The sequence below is a fragment of the Lysobacter korlensis genome (genome assembly GCF_042434515.1).
The window spans coordinates 215,172-228,802 of record NZ_JBHLTG010000009.1 but is presented as its reverse complement, the minus strand read 5'-3'; the positions used below and the strand labels follow the sequence as shown (position 1 = coordinate 228,802).

The 13,631-nt window shown below is 70.5% G+C and carries 13 protein-coding genes; 6 read left to right on the top strand and 7 right to left on the bottom strand.

The features are described from left to right. Nucleotides 1-891, bottom strand: coding sequence for an aminodeoxychorismate lyase (locus tag ACFFGH_RS28940; protein WP_386675336.1), 891 nt, complete (start codon nt 889-891; stop codon nt 1-3). Between the two features lie 59 nt (nt 892-950). On the opposite strand from ACFFGH_RS28940, the gene ACFFGH_RS28935 reads away from it, so the two are divergent. Further along, entirely contained in the window at nt 951-1,574 is a 624-nt protein-coding gene (locus tag ACFFGH_RS28935; RefSeq protein ID WP_386675333.1) for a CYTH domain-containing protein, read from the top strand. A gap of 7 nt (nt 1,575-1,581) precedes the next feature. Here ACFFGH_RS28935 and ACFFGH_RS28930 read toward each other — a convergent pair whose 3' ends face one another. Further along, a complete protein-coding gene (locus ACFFGH_RS28930) occupies nt 1,582-2,073 on the bottom strand; it encodes a hypothetical protein (protein WP_386675330.1) in 492 nt (163 codons plus the stop codon). A gap of 390 nt (nt 2,074-2,463) precedes the next feature. On the opposite strand from ACFFGH_RS28930, the gene ACFFGH_RS28925 reads away from it, so the two are divergent. After that, the gene (locus ACFFGH_RS28925; protein ID WP_386675327.1) at nt 2,464-2,688 is read left to right on the top strand and encodes a hypothetical protein; all 225 of its coding nucleotides are present in this window, start codon (nt 2,464-2,466) and stop codon (nt 2,686-2,688) included. Between the two features lie 24 nt (nt 2,689-2,712). Here ACFFGH_RS28925 and ACFFGH_RS28920 read toward each other — a convergent pair whose 3' ends face one another. Together ACFFGH_RS28920 and ACFFGH_RS28915 are read right to left on the bottom strand one after the other, a co-directional pair. Next, nucleotides 2,713-3,018: a hypothetical protein gene (locus ACFFGH_RS28920; RefSeq protein ID WP_386675324.1), complete on the bottom strand. Its 306-nt coding sequence runs from the start codon at nt 3,016-3,018 to the stop codon at nt 2,713-2,715. 61 nt (nt 3,019-3,079) lie between these two features. After that, the gene (locus tag ACFFGH_RS28915) at nt 3,080-3,313 is read right to left on the bottom strand and encodes a hypothetical protein (RefSeq protein WP_386675321.1); all 234 of its coding nucleotides are present in this window, start codon (nt 3,311-3,313) and stop codon (nt 3,080-3,082) included. A gap of 266 nt (nt 3,314-3,579) precedes the next feature. On the opposite strand from ACFFGH_RS28915, the gene ACFFGH_RS28910 reads away from it, so the two are divergent. From ACFFGH_RS28910 to ACFFGH_RS28900, 3 genes are all read left to right on the top strand, one after another. Further along, a complete protein-coding gene (locus ACFFGH_RS28910) occupies nt 3,580-6,132 on the top strand; it encodes a DEAD/DEAH box helicase (protein WP_386675318.1) in 2,553 nt (850 codons plus the stop codon). A gap of 38 nt (nt 6,133-6,170) precedes the next feature. Beyond that, entirely contained in the window at nt 6,171-6,770 is a 600-nt protein-coding gene (locus ACFFGH_RS28905; protein WP_386675315.1) for a YdeI/OmpD-associated family protein, read from the top strand. Between the two features lie 67 nt (nt 6,771-6,837). Then, entirely contained in the window at nt 6,838-8,046 is a 1,209-nt protein-coding gene (locus tag ACFFGH_RS28900) for an alpha-L-fucosidase (protein ID WP_386675312.1), read from the top strand. Nucleotides 8,047-8,064: 18 nt separating this feature from the next. Here the strand turns inward: ACFFGH_RS28900 and ACFFGH_RS28895 are convergent, their stop codons facing one another. Together ACFFGH_RS28895 and ACFFGH_RS28890 are read right to left on the bottom strand one after the other, a co-directional pair. Beyond that, on the bottom strand, nt 8,065-10,392 hold the full coding sequence (locus tag ACFFGH_RS28895) for a S9 family peptidase (RefSeq protein WP_386675309.1): 2,328 nt from the start codon (nt 10,390-10,392) through the stop codon (nt 8,065-8,067). A 62-nt stretch (nt 10,393-10,454) separates the two neighbouring features. Further along, the gene (locus ACFFGH_RS28890) at nt 10,455-11,111 is read right to left on the bottom strand and encodes a uracil-DNA glycosylase (RefSeq protein ID WP_386675306.1); all 657 of its coding nucleotides are present in this window, start codon (nt 11,109-11,111) and stop codon (nt 10,455-10,457) included. A gap of 111 nt (nt 11,112-11,222) precedes the next feature. Between ACFFGH_RS28890 and ACFFGH_RS28885 the strand changes: the two genes are divergently transcribed. After that, nucleotides 11,223-11,750 (top strand): DUF1697 domain-containing protein, encoded by a 528-nt coding sequence (locus tag ACFFGH_RS28885; RefSeq protein ID WP_386675303.1) that lies wholly within the window; start codon nt 11,223-11,225, stop codon nt 11,748-11,750. Between the two features lie 5 nt (nt 11,751-11,755). On the opposite strand, the gene ACFFGH_RS28880 is transcribed toward ACFFGH_RS28885, so the two are convergent. Beyond that, the gene (locus ACFFGH_RS28880) at nt 11,756-13,552 is read right to left on the bottom strand and encodes a hypothetical protein (protein ID WP_386675300.1); all 1,797 of its coding nucleotides are present in this window, start codon (nt 13,550-13,552) and stop codon (nt 11,756-11,758) included. Nucleotides 13,553-13,631: the final 79 nt, after the last annotated feature.

The window sequence follows — 13,631 nt, the reverse complement described above, 5'->3', positions numbered from 1 at the left end:
CTAGGACACCCGGTTCGCGAGGTGGTCGTTCATCGCCGTCGTCAGCTCGGCATCCACCGGGCGTGGGGTGCCGTCGAGCTCACGGATCGGGGCCGCGTGCCGGACGCTGGAGACCAGCCAGATCGCATCCGCCGTCTCCAGCTCCGCAGGGGTGAGCAGCTCGAACCCGGTGCGCATGCCGCGCCGGGCGGCCAGCTCGAACAGCGACCCCTGCGTGGTGCCCTCCAGGATCCCGAGGCCCGTTCCCGGCGTCAGCAACCGGTCGCCGCGCCGGTAGAGGACGGTGGACGTCGGCCCCTCCAGCACGTAGCCGTCCGAGCTCACGAAGATCACGTCGTCGGCGTTCCGCCGGGCCGCCTCACGCAGCACCGAACGGTTGACCGCGTACGAGAGGGTCTTCGCACCCGTGAGCAGCCACGGTGAGGTGCGCTCGACGTCGTGACGGTAGCCACGGTCGAGTGTGACGACGCGGATCCCCTCCGTCCGGGCGGCGGTGAAGTCGCCCGACACGCTGGCATACGCCCACCCGCTCGGGCGGCTGTCGCCCTCGATGCCGCGGGTCATCACCGTCTTCACCCACGCCTCAGGGGCGGGGTCGAGCTCGCTGATGACGGCGAGGATCGCGGTGCGCCAGGCGTCGAGGTCGGGCTCCGGCATGCCGAGCGCCGCGGCGGAGCGGGCGAACCGCCGCAGGTGCGGTTCCAGCGCCTGCGGCGCGCCGTCCCCGACGCTGATGGTCTCGAAGATGCCGTCGCCCCTGGTGACGCCCAGGTCGAGCACACTGAGGTACTGGCCGGCCGGATCGACCAGCTTGAAGGCGAACCCGCCGGGCTTGTGCTCTGGAGCCTGTGCGGAGGGGCGGTTGAGCAGGGCGAGCGCGGTGGTCGGCATGCTCCCATTCTCGCCGCCCTTTCGAGCAGAAACTCATGCGCAGGCACTACACAGGAGTCATGGCCGTCACGTCGCAGATCGAGTCTGAGCGCAAGTACGACGTCGACGAGTGGACCGAGCTGCCGGACCTCGCGCGCATCGCGAAGGTGGAGCCGGAGGAGCCGGTGATGCTGCGGGCCACCTACTTCGACACCGCGGACGGTGCGCTCGCCGCTGCCAGGATGACCCTTCGCCGCCGGACCGGCGGCGGTGATGAAGGGTGGCACCTGAAGACGCCGGAAGGCGAGGACGGCCGGCGTGAGCACCAGGCGCCCCTCGGGGACCCGTCGGGCCTGGAGCCGCCGGGTGACCTGCTGGAGCCGGTGCGCGAACTGCTGGGTGACCGGTCGCTGGTCGAGATCGCGCGGCTGCACACCGAACGCCGGGTGGTGAAGCTGATCCGGGAGGGTGCGCCGATCGCCGAGGTCGCCGACGATCTGGTCTCCGCGACCGACGTGCGCACCGGGATCCTTCGCGTCTGGCGCGAATGGGAGTGCGAGCTGCTCGATGGTGCGCCGGTGGAGAATGAGGAGCGCCTCGGCATCCTTGACCGGATCGAGGGGCTGCTCCTCTCCGCCGGCGCACGACCGGCCTCCGCGGCCTCGAAGCTTGCGAGGGCTACCGGGCGGTCGAAGCTGGGCTGAAGTGCGCTCAGACCGCGACCCGGGCACGCAGCTGCGGCGACGGGGCCGCGCTGACCGGCCACATCCTGGTGCCATCGAACCAGCGGACGCGGTCGAAGCCGTCCGGAGCGCTGAGTGTTCGCTCAACCGACCGCAGGCTGGATGCGGGCTCGCCGTCGACATACAGTGCCGCGTCGCTCTGCGTGCCGTGCAGCACCGTGCGAGGCGTTGAGCGCATCCAGTCGAGGATCGCCGCCATGTTCTCTTCCGTGACGGTCGCGTCAGGCTCCTCCCGGCGCAGTCGCAGCGGAGCCAGCGTCGTGCGGTCGGTGAGGGTGCGGCAGTAGTAGCTCGGAAGCGGCTCGGCGCCGACGGGGGTGAACTGGATCACAGCATGCACCTCGTCGCCCAGCGGCGAACCGGTGAAGCCGATCTCGGCGAACCAGTGGTCGCCGTTGTTCGTGAAGTGGTAGCGGAGGGGCTCGATGCCACGCGGGAACGAGTCGAAGCCGTTGATCATGGGCGTGCTTTCGGGTTCTGCGCCGCTTCCTCGGGTTGGTCGCGTGCGCTGGTGTCCACAATAGGGGGGACTGCCCGTTCGCTCTCTCCCCACTTCGCGGTACGTATGGGGGACAGCGGCCCCCGAAATGTCGCCCGTTCTGGGGGGTGAGCCGCGCTCAACTGCTCCGTAACGTAGTGAGTGCACTAGTTGGGGGACTAGGGGCGGTGGTGAGGCAAGGATGGGGATCCTTCAGTAAGGCGGGGGCCTTCGGGGGATGGATCCGCAACGCATCCTTTCTTCACCACCGCCCGAGTGCATCTCCCTCGGATCGAGTGCCTCTGCTTCGGATCGAGTGCGAATCCGCCTCTCCGGCTCGCCAGCCCCTCGGGGCAATGCCACGATCGACGCATGGGTGAGATCTCGGAGACGTTCGATGAGGCGTCCGGCAGGGAACCAGAGTTCAACGAGCGCGTGCGCGGGGTCGTGGAGCAGGTGAAGGCCGACTACGCCACGGGTGACCGGCCCGCCGACGCGCGTGCCCTGCTTTCGCAGCGGCTCGAGCAGACTGGTGTCGACCTCGCCCCGTCAGAGGTCGACGCGCTCGTTCGGGAGATCGAGGACACGCGCCGCTGAGTCGCGGCCGGCGAGCGGCGCGGATTACGCGGCGAACCGCCCGATCATCCGCCACACCGTCGTCGTCAGTTCAGGGTGCTCGAGTGCGATCTGCCGAAGCACCCGGTAATCGCGGCTGGCGGTGGGGATCACGCCGCCGTCGGCGAGGATCCGCTCGGCGCGAAGCGTCCAGACGACGAGTTCATCCACCGTCGGCAGATCCGACATGAAGTCCCAGGGATCCTGTCCCTGACGGCACCGCTCCAGGATGACGGTGTCGAGCTCGTCGCGCGCTTCGGCACGGAGCACCTCGAGGCTTGCGCCTCGCTTGCGCTGCGAACTCGTCGTCATGGAAATCGAGGGTACGCCCCGATCCCGGACGGCGGGATCGCCGCACCCACATCTGGAAAAACTATGATTCGCGGCCGCGGATGCGCAGCGGCCGTCGCCAGGATGACCGCTGCGGCGGCACGACATCCGGGATGGTGAGGTCCCGGGAGGAGGCGGGGACCGGCCGGCAGGACTCGTCGAGGTCCGCCGCCTGCTGCACGGGGTCGGCGGCCGGCTGGACCTTGGGCAGTGGGCGCTGAACGGCGCGGATGTTGGGGAACGGAAGACGGAGCGGTGGGAGGGCGAAGGTCGACACGGGGGCCTCCAGGTCGGAGATGGCAGCAGCGGCGATGCCGTGCGGGAACCGGAGAAGCCGGAACGAGAAGGGGGCGCGGCCGCGAGGGAGCGGCCCGAGGATCGGCGGGGTTGCCGACGGGAAGCGGGGGTGTTCTCACTGTAGGTGCACGAGTCGATGGTGCCGCTGGGCTTGACAGCCCTCCACCGGTGTGCAGGCGACCGGGCGTCGCGCGACGAGGCGTTGACGAACCCGCATCCCCGCTGAGTGGGGGAGGATCGTCTGTGATGACCCTGCTGCAGCGGATGCCCGCCACCGACGATCCGGACACCGCCTACGCCGGGTTCGTCGCCTGGTCGACCGAGCGCGGGTTCAGCCTGTACCCGGCGCAGGACGAGGCGGTGCTGGAGATCGTCACCGGGTCCAACGTGATCCTCGCCACCCCGACCGGCAGCGGCAAGAGCCTGGTCGCCGTCGCCGCCCACGCCACCGCGCTGGCGCAGGGCGGGCGCACCTTCTACACCGCGCCGATCAAGGCGCTCGTCAGCGAGAAGTTCTTCTCCCTCGTCGACATCTTCGGCGCGGAGAACGTCGGCATGGTCACCGGCGACTCCTCGGTGAACCCGGATGCGCCGCTGATCTGCTGCACCGCCGAGATCCTCGCGAACCTCGCGCTCCGCCGCGGCGCGGATGCCCCCGCGGACCAGGTGGTGATGGACGAGTTCCATTTCTACGCCGACCCCGAGCGGGGCTGGGCGTGGCAGGTGCCGCTGCTCACCCTTTCCCGGGCGCAGTTCGTGCTCATGTCGGCGACCCTCGGGGACGTCACGGCGCTCGCCGATGACCTGAGCCGCCGCACCGGCCGGCCCACTGCCCGGGTGACCGGCGTCGAGCGGCCCGTGCCGTTGCACCACTCCTACGCCACCACCCCCGTGCACGAGACCGTGGAGGAACTGCTCTCCACCAACCAGTACCCGGTCTACATCGTGCACTTCTCCCAGGCCGAGGCGCTCGAGCGGGCGCAGGCGCTGTCGAGCATCCGCATGATCGACCGGGAGCAGCGCGACCGGATCGCGGACGAGATCGGCGGCTTCCGCTTCACCACGGCGTTCGGCCGGTCGCTCAGCCGGCTGGTGCGCAGCGGCATCGGTGTGCACCATGCCGGGATGCTGCCGAAGTACCGGCGGCTCGTCGAACAGCTCGCGCAGCGGGGGCTCCTGCGGGTGATCTGCGGCACCGACACCCTGGGCGTCGGCATCAACGTGCCCATCCGCACGGTGCTGCTGACCGCGCTGACCAAGTTCGACGGCACCCGGATGCGGCAGCTGACGGCGCGGGAATTCCACCAGATCGCCGGGCGCGCCGGCCGGGCCGGCTTCGACACGGCCGGGACCGTGATCGTTCAGGCGCCGGAGCACGAGGTCGAGAACGCACGGGCGATCGCGAAGGCCGGTGACGACCCGAAGAAGCGGCGCAAGATCATCCGCAAGAAGGCGCCGGAGGGCTTCGTGTCGTGGGGTGAGCCGAGCTTCGAGCGGCTGCTCGCCGCGGAGCCGGAGCCGCTGACCAGCAGCATGCAGCTGACCGCGGCGATGCTCATCAACGTGATCGCCCGCGGCGGCGACGTCGTCGGCAACGTTCGGAGCCTGGTGTTCGACAACCACGAGCCGCGGGCGCGGCAGTTCGAGCTCGCCCGGCGGGCGCTCGGCATCGGGCGGACCCTGCTCGCCGCTGGGGTGGTGGAGGTGATCCGCCCGTCGAATGCCTCGGTCCGCGAGCCCGTCGAAGGGACCGGAGCGTCCGAGGAACCCGTCATCCGCCTCACCGTCGACCTGCAGCCGAACTTCGCGCTGAACCAGCCGCTGTCGCCCTTCGCCCTGGCCGCCCTCGAGCTGCTCGACCCGGCGGCGCCGTCCTACGCGCTCGACGCGATCAGCGTGCTGGAGGCGACCCTCGACGACCCGCGTCAGGTGCTCGCGCAGCAGCAGTTCCGCGCGCGCGGGGAGGCCGTCGCCGCGATGAAGGCGGAGGGCATCGAGTACGACCAGCGGATGGAACTGCTGGAGGAGGTGACCTACCCGAGGCCGCTCGCCGAGCTGCTCGAGCAGCAGTTCGAGGTGTTCGCGTCCAGCCAGCCGTGGATCAGGGACTTCGAGCTGCGGCCGAAGTCGGTGGTGCGCGACATGTTCGAGCGCGCCATGACCTTCGGCGAGTTCGTCGGCTTCTACTCCCTCGGCCGGAGCGAGGGGCTGGTGCTGCGCTACCTCAGCGACGCCTACCGCGCGGTGCGGCAGACGGTGCCGGAGGAGGCGAAGACCGAGGACCTGCTCGACCTCATCGAGTGGCTGGGCGAGCTGGTGCGGCAGGTGGACTCGAGCCTCGTCGACGAGTGGACGCAGCTTGTCAACCCGGCCGCCGATCCGGATGCGCCGGTCGTGCCGCCCGCGCCGCCGAGCGTGCTCACCAACCGCCGCGCGTTCCTGGTGCTCGTGCGGAACGAGCTGTTCCGCAGGGTCCAGCTCGCCGCGCTCGACGATGCGGAGCAGCTCGCCCAGCTGGACCAGCCGAGCATGGACGGCGAGCACGGCCTCGATGCCGACGCGTGGGGGAGGGCGCTCGACGACTACTACGCCGAGCACGACTCCATCGGCACCGGTCCGGACGCGCGCAGCTCCCGGATGCTGCTCATCGAGGAGGACGCGGAGGTCTGGAGGGTCCGCCAGATCCTCGATGATCCCGCCGGCCACCACGATTGGGGCATCACCGCCGAGGTCGACCTCGCCGCATCCGAGGAGCAGGGCGTCGCCGTGGTGCGCATCACCGGCCTCTCCCGCCTCTGACCCAACCGCGACTCGGGGAAGGGTGGCATGCTCGGAGCATGCAGGCGCCGAACGGCGAGGAGATCCTCGAGGTGACCACCGCGGCCGAGTGGGAGGCCTGGCTGGAGCAGCACGCCGGCCGGCAGGAGGGCGTCTGGGTGCGGCTCGCCAAGAAGGCGGCCGCAGTCCCAGGGGGCATCACCCGCCAGGAGGCGCTCGATCTCGCCCTCGCCTACGGCTGGATCGACAGCCAGAGCCGCAGCGAGAGCGAGACGCACTCGCTGCAGCGGTACTCGCCGCGCCGCGCCCGCAGCCCGTGGTCGCGGATCAACGTCGAGCGGGTGGAGCAGCTGACCGCAGAGGGAAGGATGCGGCCCGCTGGGCTCGAGCAGGTGGAGGCGGCGAAGGCGGATGGCCGCTGGGACGGCGCGTACGCCGCGCAGCGCGACGCACAGATGCCGGAGGCGTTGACCGCGGCGCTCGCCGCGAGTCCGGCCGCCACCCGCGCGTTCGCCGCGCTCGGCAAGTCGGCACAGTACGCGATCCTGCTGCCGGTGCTGAAGGCGACCAGTCCGGAGTTGCGCGACTCCCGGGTGCGGCGCGCGATCGCGTCCCTCGAGGCGGCCGCCGAGACGACGCCGCAGCCCGGCGGCGACTGACCGGCCCGGGTCTGCCGCCGGCGGTCGGGAAGTCCACCGGAATGCGGTTGCCGACTACTCTGGACCCATGGCGCGACCGCTTCCCCGCTGGGCGCAGGACGCCTCGCTCGGCATCTTCGTCCACTGGGGCGCCTACTCGGTGCCGGCCTGGGCCGAACCGACCGGTGCGCTGGGCGCCGTGCCGGACGACGAGTGGTTCACCCACAACGCCTACGCGGAGTGGTACGCCAACACGATCCGCATCGACGGCTCGCCCGCGGCGGTGCGGCACGAGCGTGTTCACGGCGGGGCGCCCTACGAGGAGTTCCTCGACGAGTGGCGTGCCGATGAGTACGACCCGGCGGCGTGGGCACGGCTGTTCGCCTCGCTCGGAGCAGACTACGTCGTGCCGACGACGAAGCACCACGACGGCATCGCACTGTGGGACGCGCCCGGCTCAGACCGCCTCAGCACGGTCGGGCGCGGTCCCCGCCGTGACCTGATCGGCCCGCTCGCCGACGCTGTACGCGCCGAGGGGCTGCGGTTCGGCGTCTACTACTCGGGCGGGCTGGACTGGCACTTCGCCGAGCATCCGCCGATCACCGCCAGCGATCAGCTTTCGCGCTTCCGGCCGGTCGACGGGGCGTACAACGAGTACACCTTCGAACACGTCGCGGACCTCGTGCGCCGCTACCGGCCCGACCTTGTCTGGAACGACATCGACTGGCCCGACGCAGGCAAGCGGCCGGGCCCGCACTCGCTCGAGGTGCTGCTCGGCGGCTACCGCGCTGCCGTGCCCGACGGAATCGTGAACGACCGCTGGGGCGCACCGGTCGGCGACTACCGCACGAGCGAATACGAGCACGACACCGGCAACGAGACCGGCGCCGGGTGGGAGCAGTGCCGCGGGCTCGGGTTCTCGTTCGGCTATAACCAGGCAGAGGACGACTCGCTCACGCTCAGCCCCCGCGAGCTCGCCCGCCTGTACGCCGACACCGTGTCGCGCGGCGGTCGGCTGCTGCTGAACGTCGGGCCGACCGCGTCCGGCCTGATCCCCGACATCCAGCTGCGCACGCTCGACGGGGTGGCGCCCTGGATGCGGGAGCTCAAGCCGCACACGATCGGCAGGGCGACGATCGGATCGGACACCGTCGAGGTCCGCGACCGCGCGGGCGCGCCCGTCTGGTCGCGAAGCTGGCACGCCGGCGAGCGGATCGTCGTCGTGACCGAGCATGCCGGGCTCGACATCCGCGCGCCTCGCGACGCAGAGCTGGTGGTGCTGCCGCTCCCCGAATAGCGGATCGGCCGGAGGGCTTCAGTCGGACAGGTGCAGGTGCATCCCGGCGGCGTCGAGGATCCACGCGTACTCGAACGCCCGCTTGCGCCACGCCCGGTATCGCCCGCTCACCCCGCCGTGGCCCGCGCTCATCTCGGTCTGCAGCAGCACCGGCGCACCGACCTCCCGCAGCTTCGCCACCCACTTCGCGGGCTCCACGTAGAGCACCCGGGTGTCGTTGAGGCTGGTGATGGCGAGGATCTTCGGGTAGGAGGTCGGATGCACGTTCTCGTACGGCGAGTACGAGTGCATGTACGCGTAGACCTCCGGGTCCTCGAGCGGGTTGCCCCACTCGTCCCACTCCACGACCGTCAGCGGCAGCGACGGGTCGAGGATGCTGGTGAGCGGATCGACGAAGGGCACCTGGGCGAGGATCCCGGCGAAGCGGTCGGCGGCGAGGTTCGCGACCGCGCCCATCAGCAGCCCGCCGGCGCTGCCGCCTTCAGCGACCAGGCGGTCCGGCGCGGTCCAGTCGTTCTCGATCAGATGGTTCGCGCACGCCACGAAGTCGGTGAAGGTGTTCTTCTTGGAGAGGCCCTTGCCCTCCTCGTACCAGGCGCGGCCCAGCTCTCCGCCGCCGCGCACGTGCGCGACCGCGAAGATCATGCCGCGGTCGAGGAGGCTGATCCGCGGAATCGAGAAGCCGGGATCGATGCTGTGCTCGTAGGAGCCGTAGCCGTACAGCAGCAGCGGGCTCGGCGTGCCCGGCTCGACCCAGTCCTTGCGGTAGACGAGTGACATCGGGATGCGGGTGCCGTCCTCGGCCGTGGCCCACTCCCGGCGCTGCTCGAACATGTCCGGGTCGTAACCCCCCATCACCGGCTGGCGCTTGAGAAGCGTCCGGTCGCCGGTCGCGACGTCGTAGTCGAAGACCGTCGACGGCGTGACGAAGCTGGTGTAGTGCATCCGGACCACGGGCTGCGTCCACTCGGGGTTGCCGCCGACCCCAACGGAGAAGAGCGCCTCGTCGAACTCGAGCTCTGCCCAGTCGAGCTCCGTCGCCGGGTCGAAGCCGCCGTCCTCCTCCGGCTCGCCCTGCATCGCCCCGTCGTCGAGCGTCGCGATGGCGACCCGGGGCAGCGCCTCACGACGGTACTCCAGCACCAGCTGCCCGGCGAAGGCGTCGACGCCCTCGATCCGGACGCCCCGGCGGTGGGGCACCAGCACCCGGCGCTCGGTCTGCGGCTCGCTGGCGGGCACGTCGACCAGTTCGAAGTCGACGGCGCCGTCGTTGTGCACGATCAGCAGCCGATCCTCGCCACCCAGCACGGCGTGCTCGATCGAGTACTCGACGCCGTCCCGGCGGGGCCACACGACGCGGAACTCGCCTTCCGGGTTCTCGGCGTCGAGGATCCGCGCCTCGCTGGTGACCTTCGACTCCAGGTCGATCACGAGGTACTTGCGGCTGCGGGTGAGGCCGATGCCCACCCAGAAGCGCTCGTCGGGTTCACGGAAGACCTCGACATCCGAGCTCGCCGGCGTGCCGACCTCGTGCCGCCACACGGTGTCCGGCCGCCACGCGTCGTCGACGGTCGTGTAGAAGACGAAACGGCCGCTGGGGTCGAAGAGCGCACCCGAGGAGGTGTTCGGGATCTCGTCGGGCAGCTTCTCGCCGGTCGCGAGGTCCCGGATGCGGATGGTGTACCGCTCGTCGCCGACGATGTCGACCGCATAGAGCATCCGGCCGCCGTCTGAGGTGACGTCGAGACTGCCGAGGGAGTAGTACTCGTGCCCAGCGGCCTCGACGTTGTCGTCCAGGAGCACCTCCTCGCCGGGCAGCTCCTCGATCGACCTCTCATGCACGCTGTGGTCGAGCTCACCCGCGCCGATCTGCACCGCGCAGAGCACGAGGCCCTCGTCGTCGGTGATGACGTCATCCGTCTCGACCTGAGGAGGCTCCCACTCGTCGTCGTCGGAGATCGGCGCGCGGCAGTGGATGCCGTACTGCTTTCCCTCGACGGTGCGGGTGAAATACCACCAGTCGCCCTCCCGCACCGGGACGCTGAGATCCGTCTCCTTCGTGCGGCCCTTGATCTCCTCGAAGAGCAGTTCGCACAGCACGTCGAGGTCTTCGGTCGCGGCGTCCGTGTGGGCGTTCTCGGCCTCCAGATGGGCGAGGACCTCCGGGTCGTCCTTATCGCGGAGCCATTCGTAGTCGTCGGTGAAGGAGATGCCGTGGTGCACCCGCTGGGCCGGCTTCTTCGCTGCGATCGGGGGCGCCGGTGGATACTCCCCGCCGATCGAAGCGGACCCGCGGGATGCGGACACGCTGGACGTGGAGACTCGCTCGTTCGGCACCTTCGGCATGGCCACAGGCTACGGGAGCAGGCCGGGAAGTCGGCTCCACGTTTCCCGGATTCGCCAGGACCTCAGACCGCGGCGGCGGTGCGGGAGCGCATGCTGCCCGTGACTTCGATGCGGCGCTCGGCGGCCGCGAGCGCCGCGCGCAGCTCCTCGCGTTTGCCCGGCTGCTTCATCGACAACGGCGACGGGTGCCAGGTGTCGGTAACCGGCAGGTCGCGTCGCGCCGGCCGCACGTACCGGTGCCAGCCCTTCTGCGCCAGCAGGCCGCTCAGGATCACGACCTCCACCTGCCGCAGCAGCCGCAGCAGGTCCAGCACGGCGGTCGATCCGTCGCGAAGGTCCGCCGCATCCGGCTTCGTGACGCCGGCGGGCAGGTGCCACGGCACGATGTTCCAGTGCACGCAGTCGCTCTGGTTCGGCCCGACGTCGGAGTGCAGCTGCCACATCTGCGCGGCGGCCGGGTCGTCGTTGTCGATCGACGCGAATCCGGAGCCGGGGCGGTTCCCGCCCGGAGCGGCCGGCCCGGGCGACTCATGCAGAATCAGCACCCGCGCCCCAGTGCCGCCGCCTGCCGGATCGAAGTGCGGCACGGGCAGCCGGCGCTGGAGCGACAGCTCGGTCGCCCACTCCTGCAGGGGCATGATTCCGGGGGAGCCGAGCATCCCGAGCCGCTCGGCGACTCGAGCCTGATCGCGAAAGCCTCGCGGGGAATCGAGGAACATGGCACGACGGTAGGGCACCGGGTCAAGAGGTCCGGGGAGGCGCTCCGCAGGCCGGCCGGAGAAAGTCCGCCTGCGGCGGCGCGTCAGCGGTGCGCCGTAGCATCGGGTGCTGTGACGCGTTGGATCGCCCTGCTCCGAGGTGTGAACGTCGGCGGGATCACGGTGCGCAGCGCCGACCTGCGTGACCTCTTCCGCGAGCTCGGGTTCGCGAATGTGTCGACCGTGCTGGCGAGCGGCAACGTGCTGTTCGACAGTGAGGACGCCGCGGACGACCTCAAGCCGCGGATCGAGCGTGCGCTGGGGGAGCGGTTCCGCTACGACGCCTGGATCGTGCTGATCGACCGCGCGACGCTGGAGCGGATCGCCGCGGCATTTCCGTTCGAGCGGGCGGACGAGCAGTTCACGCCGTACGTCGTGTTCGGCTCAGACCCCGCACTGCTGCGCGACCTCGCCGATGCTGCCGGGGTCCCCGATCCGGCCGTGGAGTCGGTCGTCCTCGGTGATGGCGCGCTCTACTGGCGGGTGGTCAAGGGGCGGACCATCGACTCGCCGGTCGGCAAGCTCCTCGCGAAGGGCAAGTACCGCACGACGACGACGAACCGGAACCTCCGCACGGTGGAGAAGCTGCTCGCCGCCTGAGGGGGCTACCTGGCGATCGGCCCGTAGCCGGCGCTGGTGATGATCCTGGTGTCGAAGCCCGAACGCTTGGCGGCGACCTTCACCGTGATGGTGCGGCCGACGTCCGAGCCGGTCAGCTTGTACGTCGACGACGTCGCCCCTGCGATCTTCACACCGTTGCGGTACCACTGGTAGGCGTAGGCCGATGGGGTCGGTGAGAAGCCGGACCGGTTGGCGGTCAGTGTGGCGCCGACCTTCTTCGTGCCGGAGATCGCGACAGCGCCGCCGGTGAACCTGCCTCCGGTGATCGTCACCGTGGCCGCGCTCGTCCTGGACGTGGTCGGGAATCCGGTTCTCCTGGCCGTCACGGTGACGGTGACCTTCTTGCCGGCATCGCTGTTGGTGAGCGCGTAGGTGCGTCCCGTCGCGCCGGGGATCGCCGTGCCGTTCCGCTTCCACGTGTACGTCAGGGTCGGGGTGGGAGCCCAGGAGCCGGCCGTGGCGGTCAACGTCGAGCCGGCCTTCGCCGTGCCGGAGAGCTTGGGCGTCGGCGTGACCGAGAACTTGCCGCCGGTGATCATCCCGGTCGGGCTGCTCGTCCGTGCGGTGGTCGCATACCCGGTCTTCCTGCCGGTGACCCGGACGGTGACGCGCTTGCCAGCGTCCCAGACGGAGAGCCTGTACGCGGAGCTGGTCGCTCCGGAGATCGCGGCGCCGTTGCGATACCACTGGTAGCCGAAGGACGGGGCGGATGGCGCGCCGGTCGACGTCCACAGCCAGGTCCCCGGCTTCGCGGTGAGTGTGGAGCCGACCGCGCGCGTGCCGGAGATCGTCGGTGTCGGGGATGCCGGGAACACCTTCCCGGTCTGCGCGCTGGTGCGGGTGGTCGGGGTGAATCCCCGCCGGTGGGCCGTCACGCGCACGGAGATCCTGCTGTCGCCCGATCCCGCCGGGACCGTGTAGGTCGGACCGGTGGCCATCCAGAGCGGTGTGCCGTCTGCGAGCCATTGATAGTGGAACACCTCCGCCGCGGGGCTCCAGGCGCCCGGCTTGACCGTGAGGGTCTCGCCGATCGCCGCGGTGCCGGAGATGGTCGGCGCCGGCGCGGCGGCGAAGACCCCGCCCGGCACCGGCCAGGTCGGGTAGCTCGTCGCCTCCGCTGCGATGTGATTCGGTGCCGTACCCGTGACCGTCACGGTCAGCGTGTGTCCGGCATCAGCCGGAACGACCTGGTACGAGCTGTCCGCGGCGCCGGGGATCGGATCTCCCGACCGCCGCCACTGGTACGACAGCGTCACGGCGGCGGGGTCCCATCCCGAGGAGACCGCCGTGATGGTCTGGCCGACCTCCGGTGCACCGTGGTCGCTCGGCGGCACGCCGGTGATCTGGGGTCTCTTGGGCTCGACCACGCCGGTGATCGGCCCCGTCGGTGCGCTCATCTTCGCGACGGTGTTGTAGTCCGGCTTGGTTGCCCTGACCCGGACCGTGATCATGCTTCCGGCATCGGCGTTCGTGAGCCGATGGGTCGGTTCGTCGGCGTCGAGGATGCCGAACCCGTCCCGGTACCACTGGTAGGTGAGGGTCAGTGGTGCGGGACCCCAATCCCCGGCGTGCGCGGTGAGCGTCTCGCCGGCCAGGGTGTTCCCCGAAATGGTCGGAGTCTCGGAATGCAGGTTCAGGTCGCACCCGTCGGCCGATGCGTTGCAATCGAGAATCCCGGAGACGCGCGGCGCGCTTGCGGCTGCGGGGGCTGCCCCGGCGAGACCGAGCACCATCACGGTGAGAGCCGCGACGGCGGCGCGGGCGAACGTTCGTGCGGTCATGGGATCTTCCGGGCCGGATGGGAGCACAGACTGTGTGACTCGGACTCAAGATATCGGCGCGGGAACGTCAGGTCCGGCC

Bases quoted from the DNA above. Each gene is read 5' to 3' on its own strand.
- ACFFGH_RS28900 (WP_386675312.1), top strand. From the start codon at position 6,838: ATGGCGCGACCGCTTCCCCGCTGGGCGCAGGACGCCTCGCTCGGCATC.
- ACFFGH_RS28910 (WP_386675318.1), top strand. From the start codon at position 3,580: ATGACCCTGCTGCAGCGGATGCCCGCCACCGACGATCCGGACACCGCC.
- ACFFGH_RS28930 (WP_386675330.1), bottom strand. From the start codon at position 2,073: ATGATCAACGGCTTCGACTCGTTCCCGCGTGGCATCGAGCCCCTCCGC.
- ACFFGH_RS28940 (WP_386675336.1), bottom strand. From the start codon at position 891: ATGCCGACCACCGCGCTCGCCCTGCTCAACCGCCCCTCCGCACAGGCT.
- ACFFGH_RS28890 (WP_386675306.1), bottom strand. From the start codon at position 11,111: ATGTTCCTCGATTCCCCGCGAGGCTTTCGCGATCAGGCTCGAGTCGCC.
- ACFFGH_RS28920 (WP_386675324.1), bottom strand. From the start codon at position 3,018: ATGACGACGAGTTCGCAGCGCAAGCGAGGCGCAAGCCTCGAGGTGCTC.
- ACFFGH_RS28925 (WP_386675327.1), top strand. From the start codon at position 2,464: ATGGGTGAGATCTCGGAGACGTTCGATGAGGCGTCCGGCAGGGAACCA.
- ACFFGH_RS28935 (WP_386675333.1), top strand. From the start codon at position 951: ATGGCCGTCACGTCGCAGATCGAGTCTGAGCGCAAGTACGACGTCGAC.
- ACFFGH_RS28905 (WP_386675315.1), top strand. From the start codon at position 6,171: ATGCAGGCGCCGAACGGCGAGGAGATCCTCGAGGTGACCACCGCGGCC.
- ACFFGH_RS28895 (WP_386675309.1), bottom strand. From the start codon at position 10,392: ATGCCGAAGGTGCCGAACGAGCGAGTCTCCACGTCCAGCGTGTCCGCA.
- ACFFGH_RS28880 (WP_386675300.1), bottom strand. From the start codon at position 13,552: ATGACCGCACGAACGTTCGCCCGCGCCGCCGTCGCGGCTCTCACCGTG.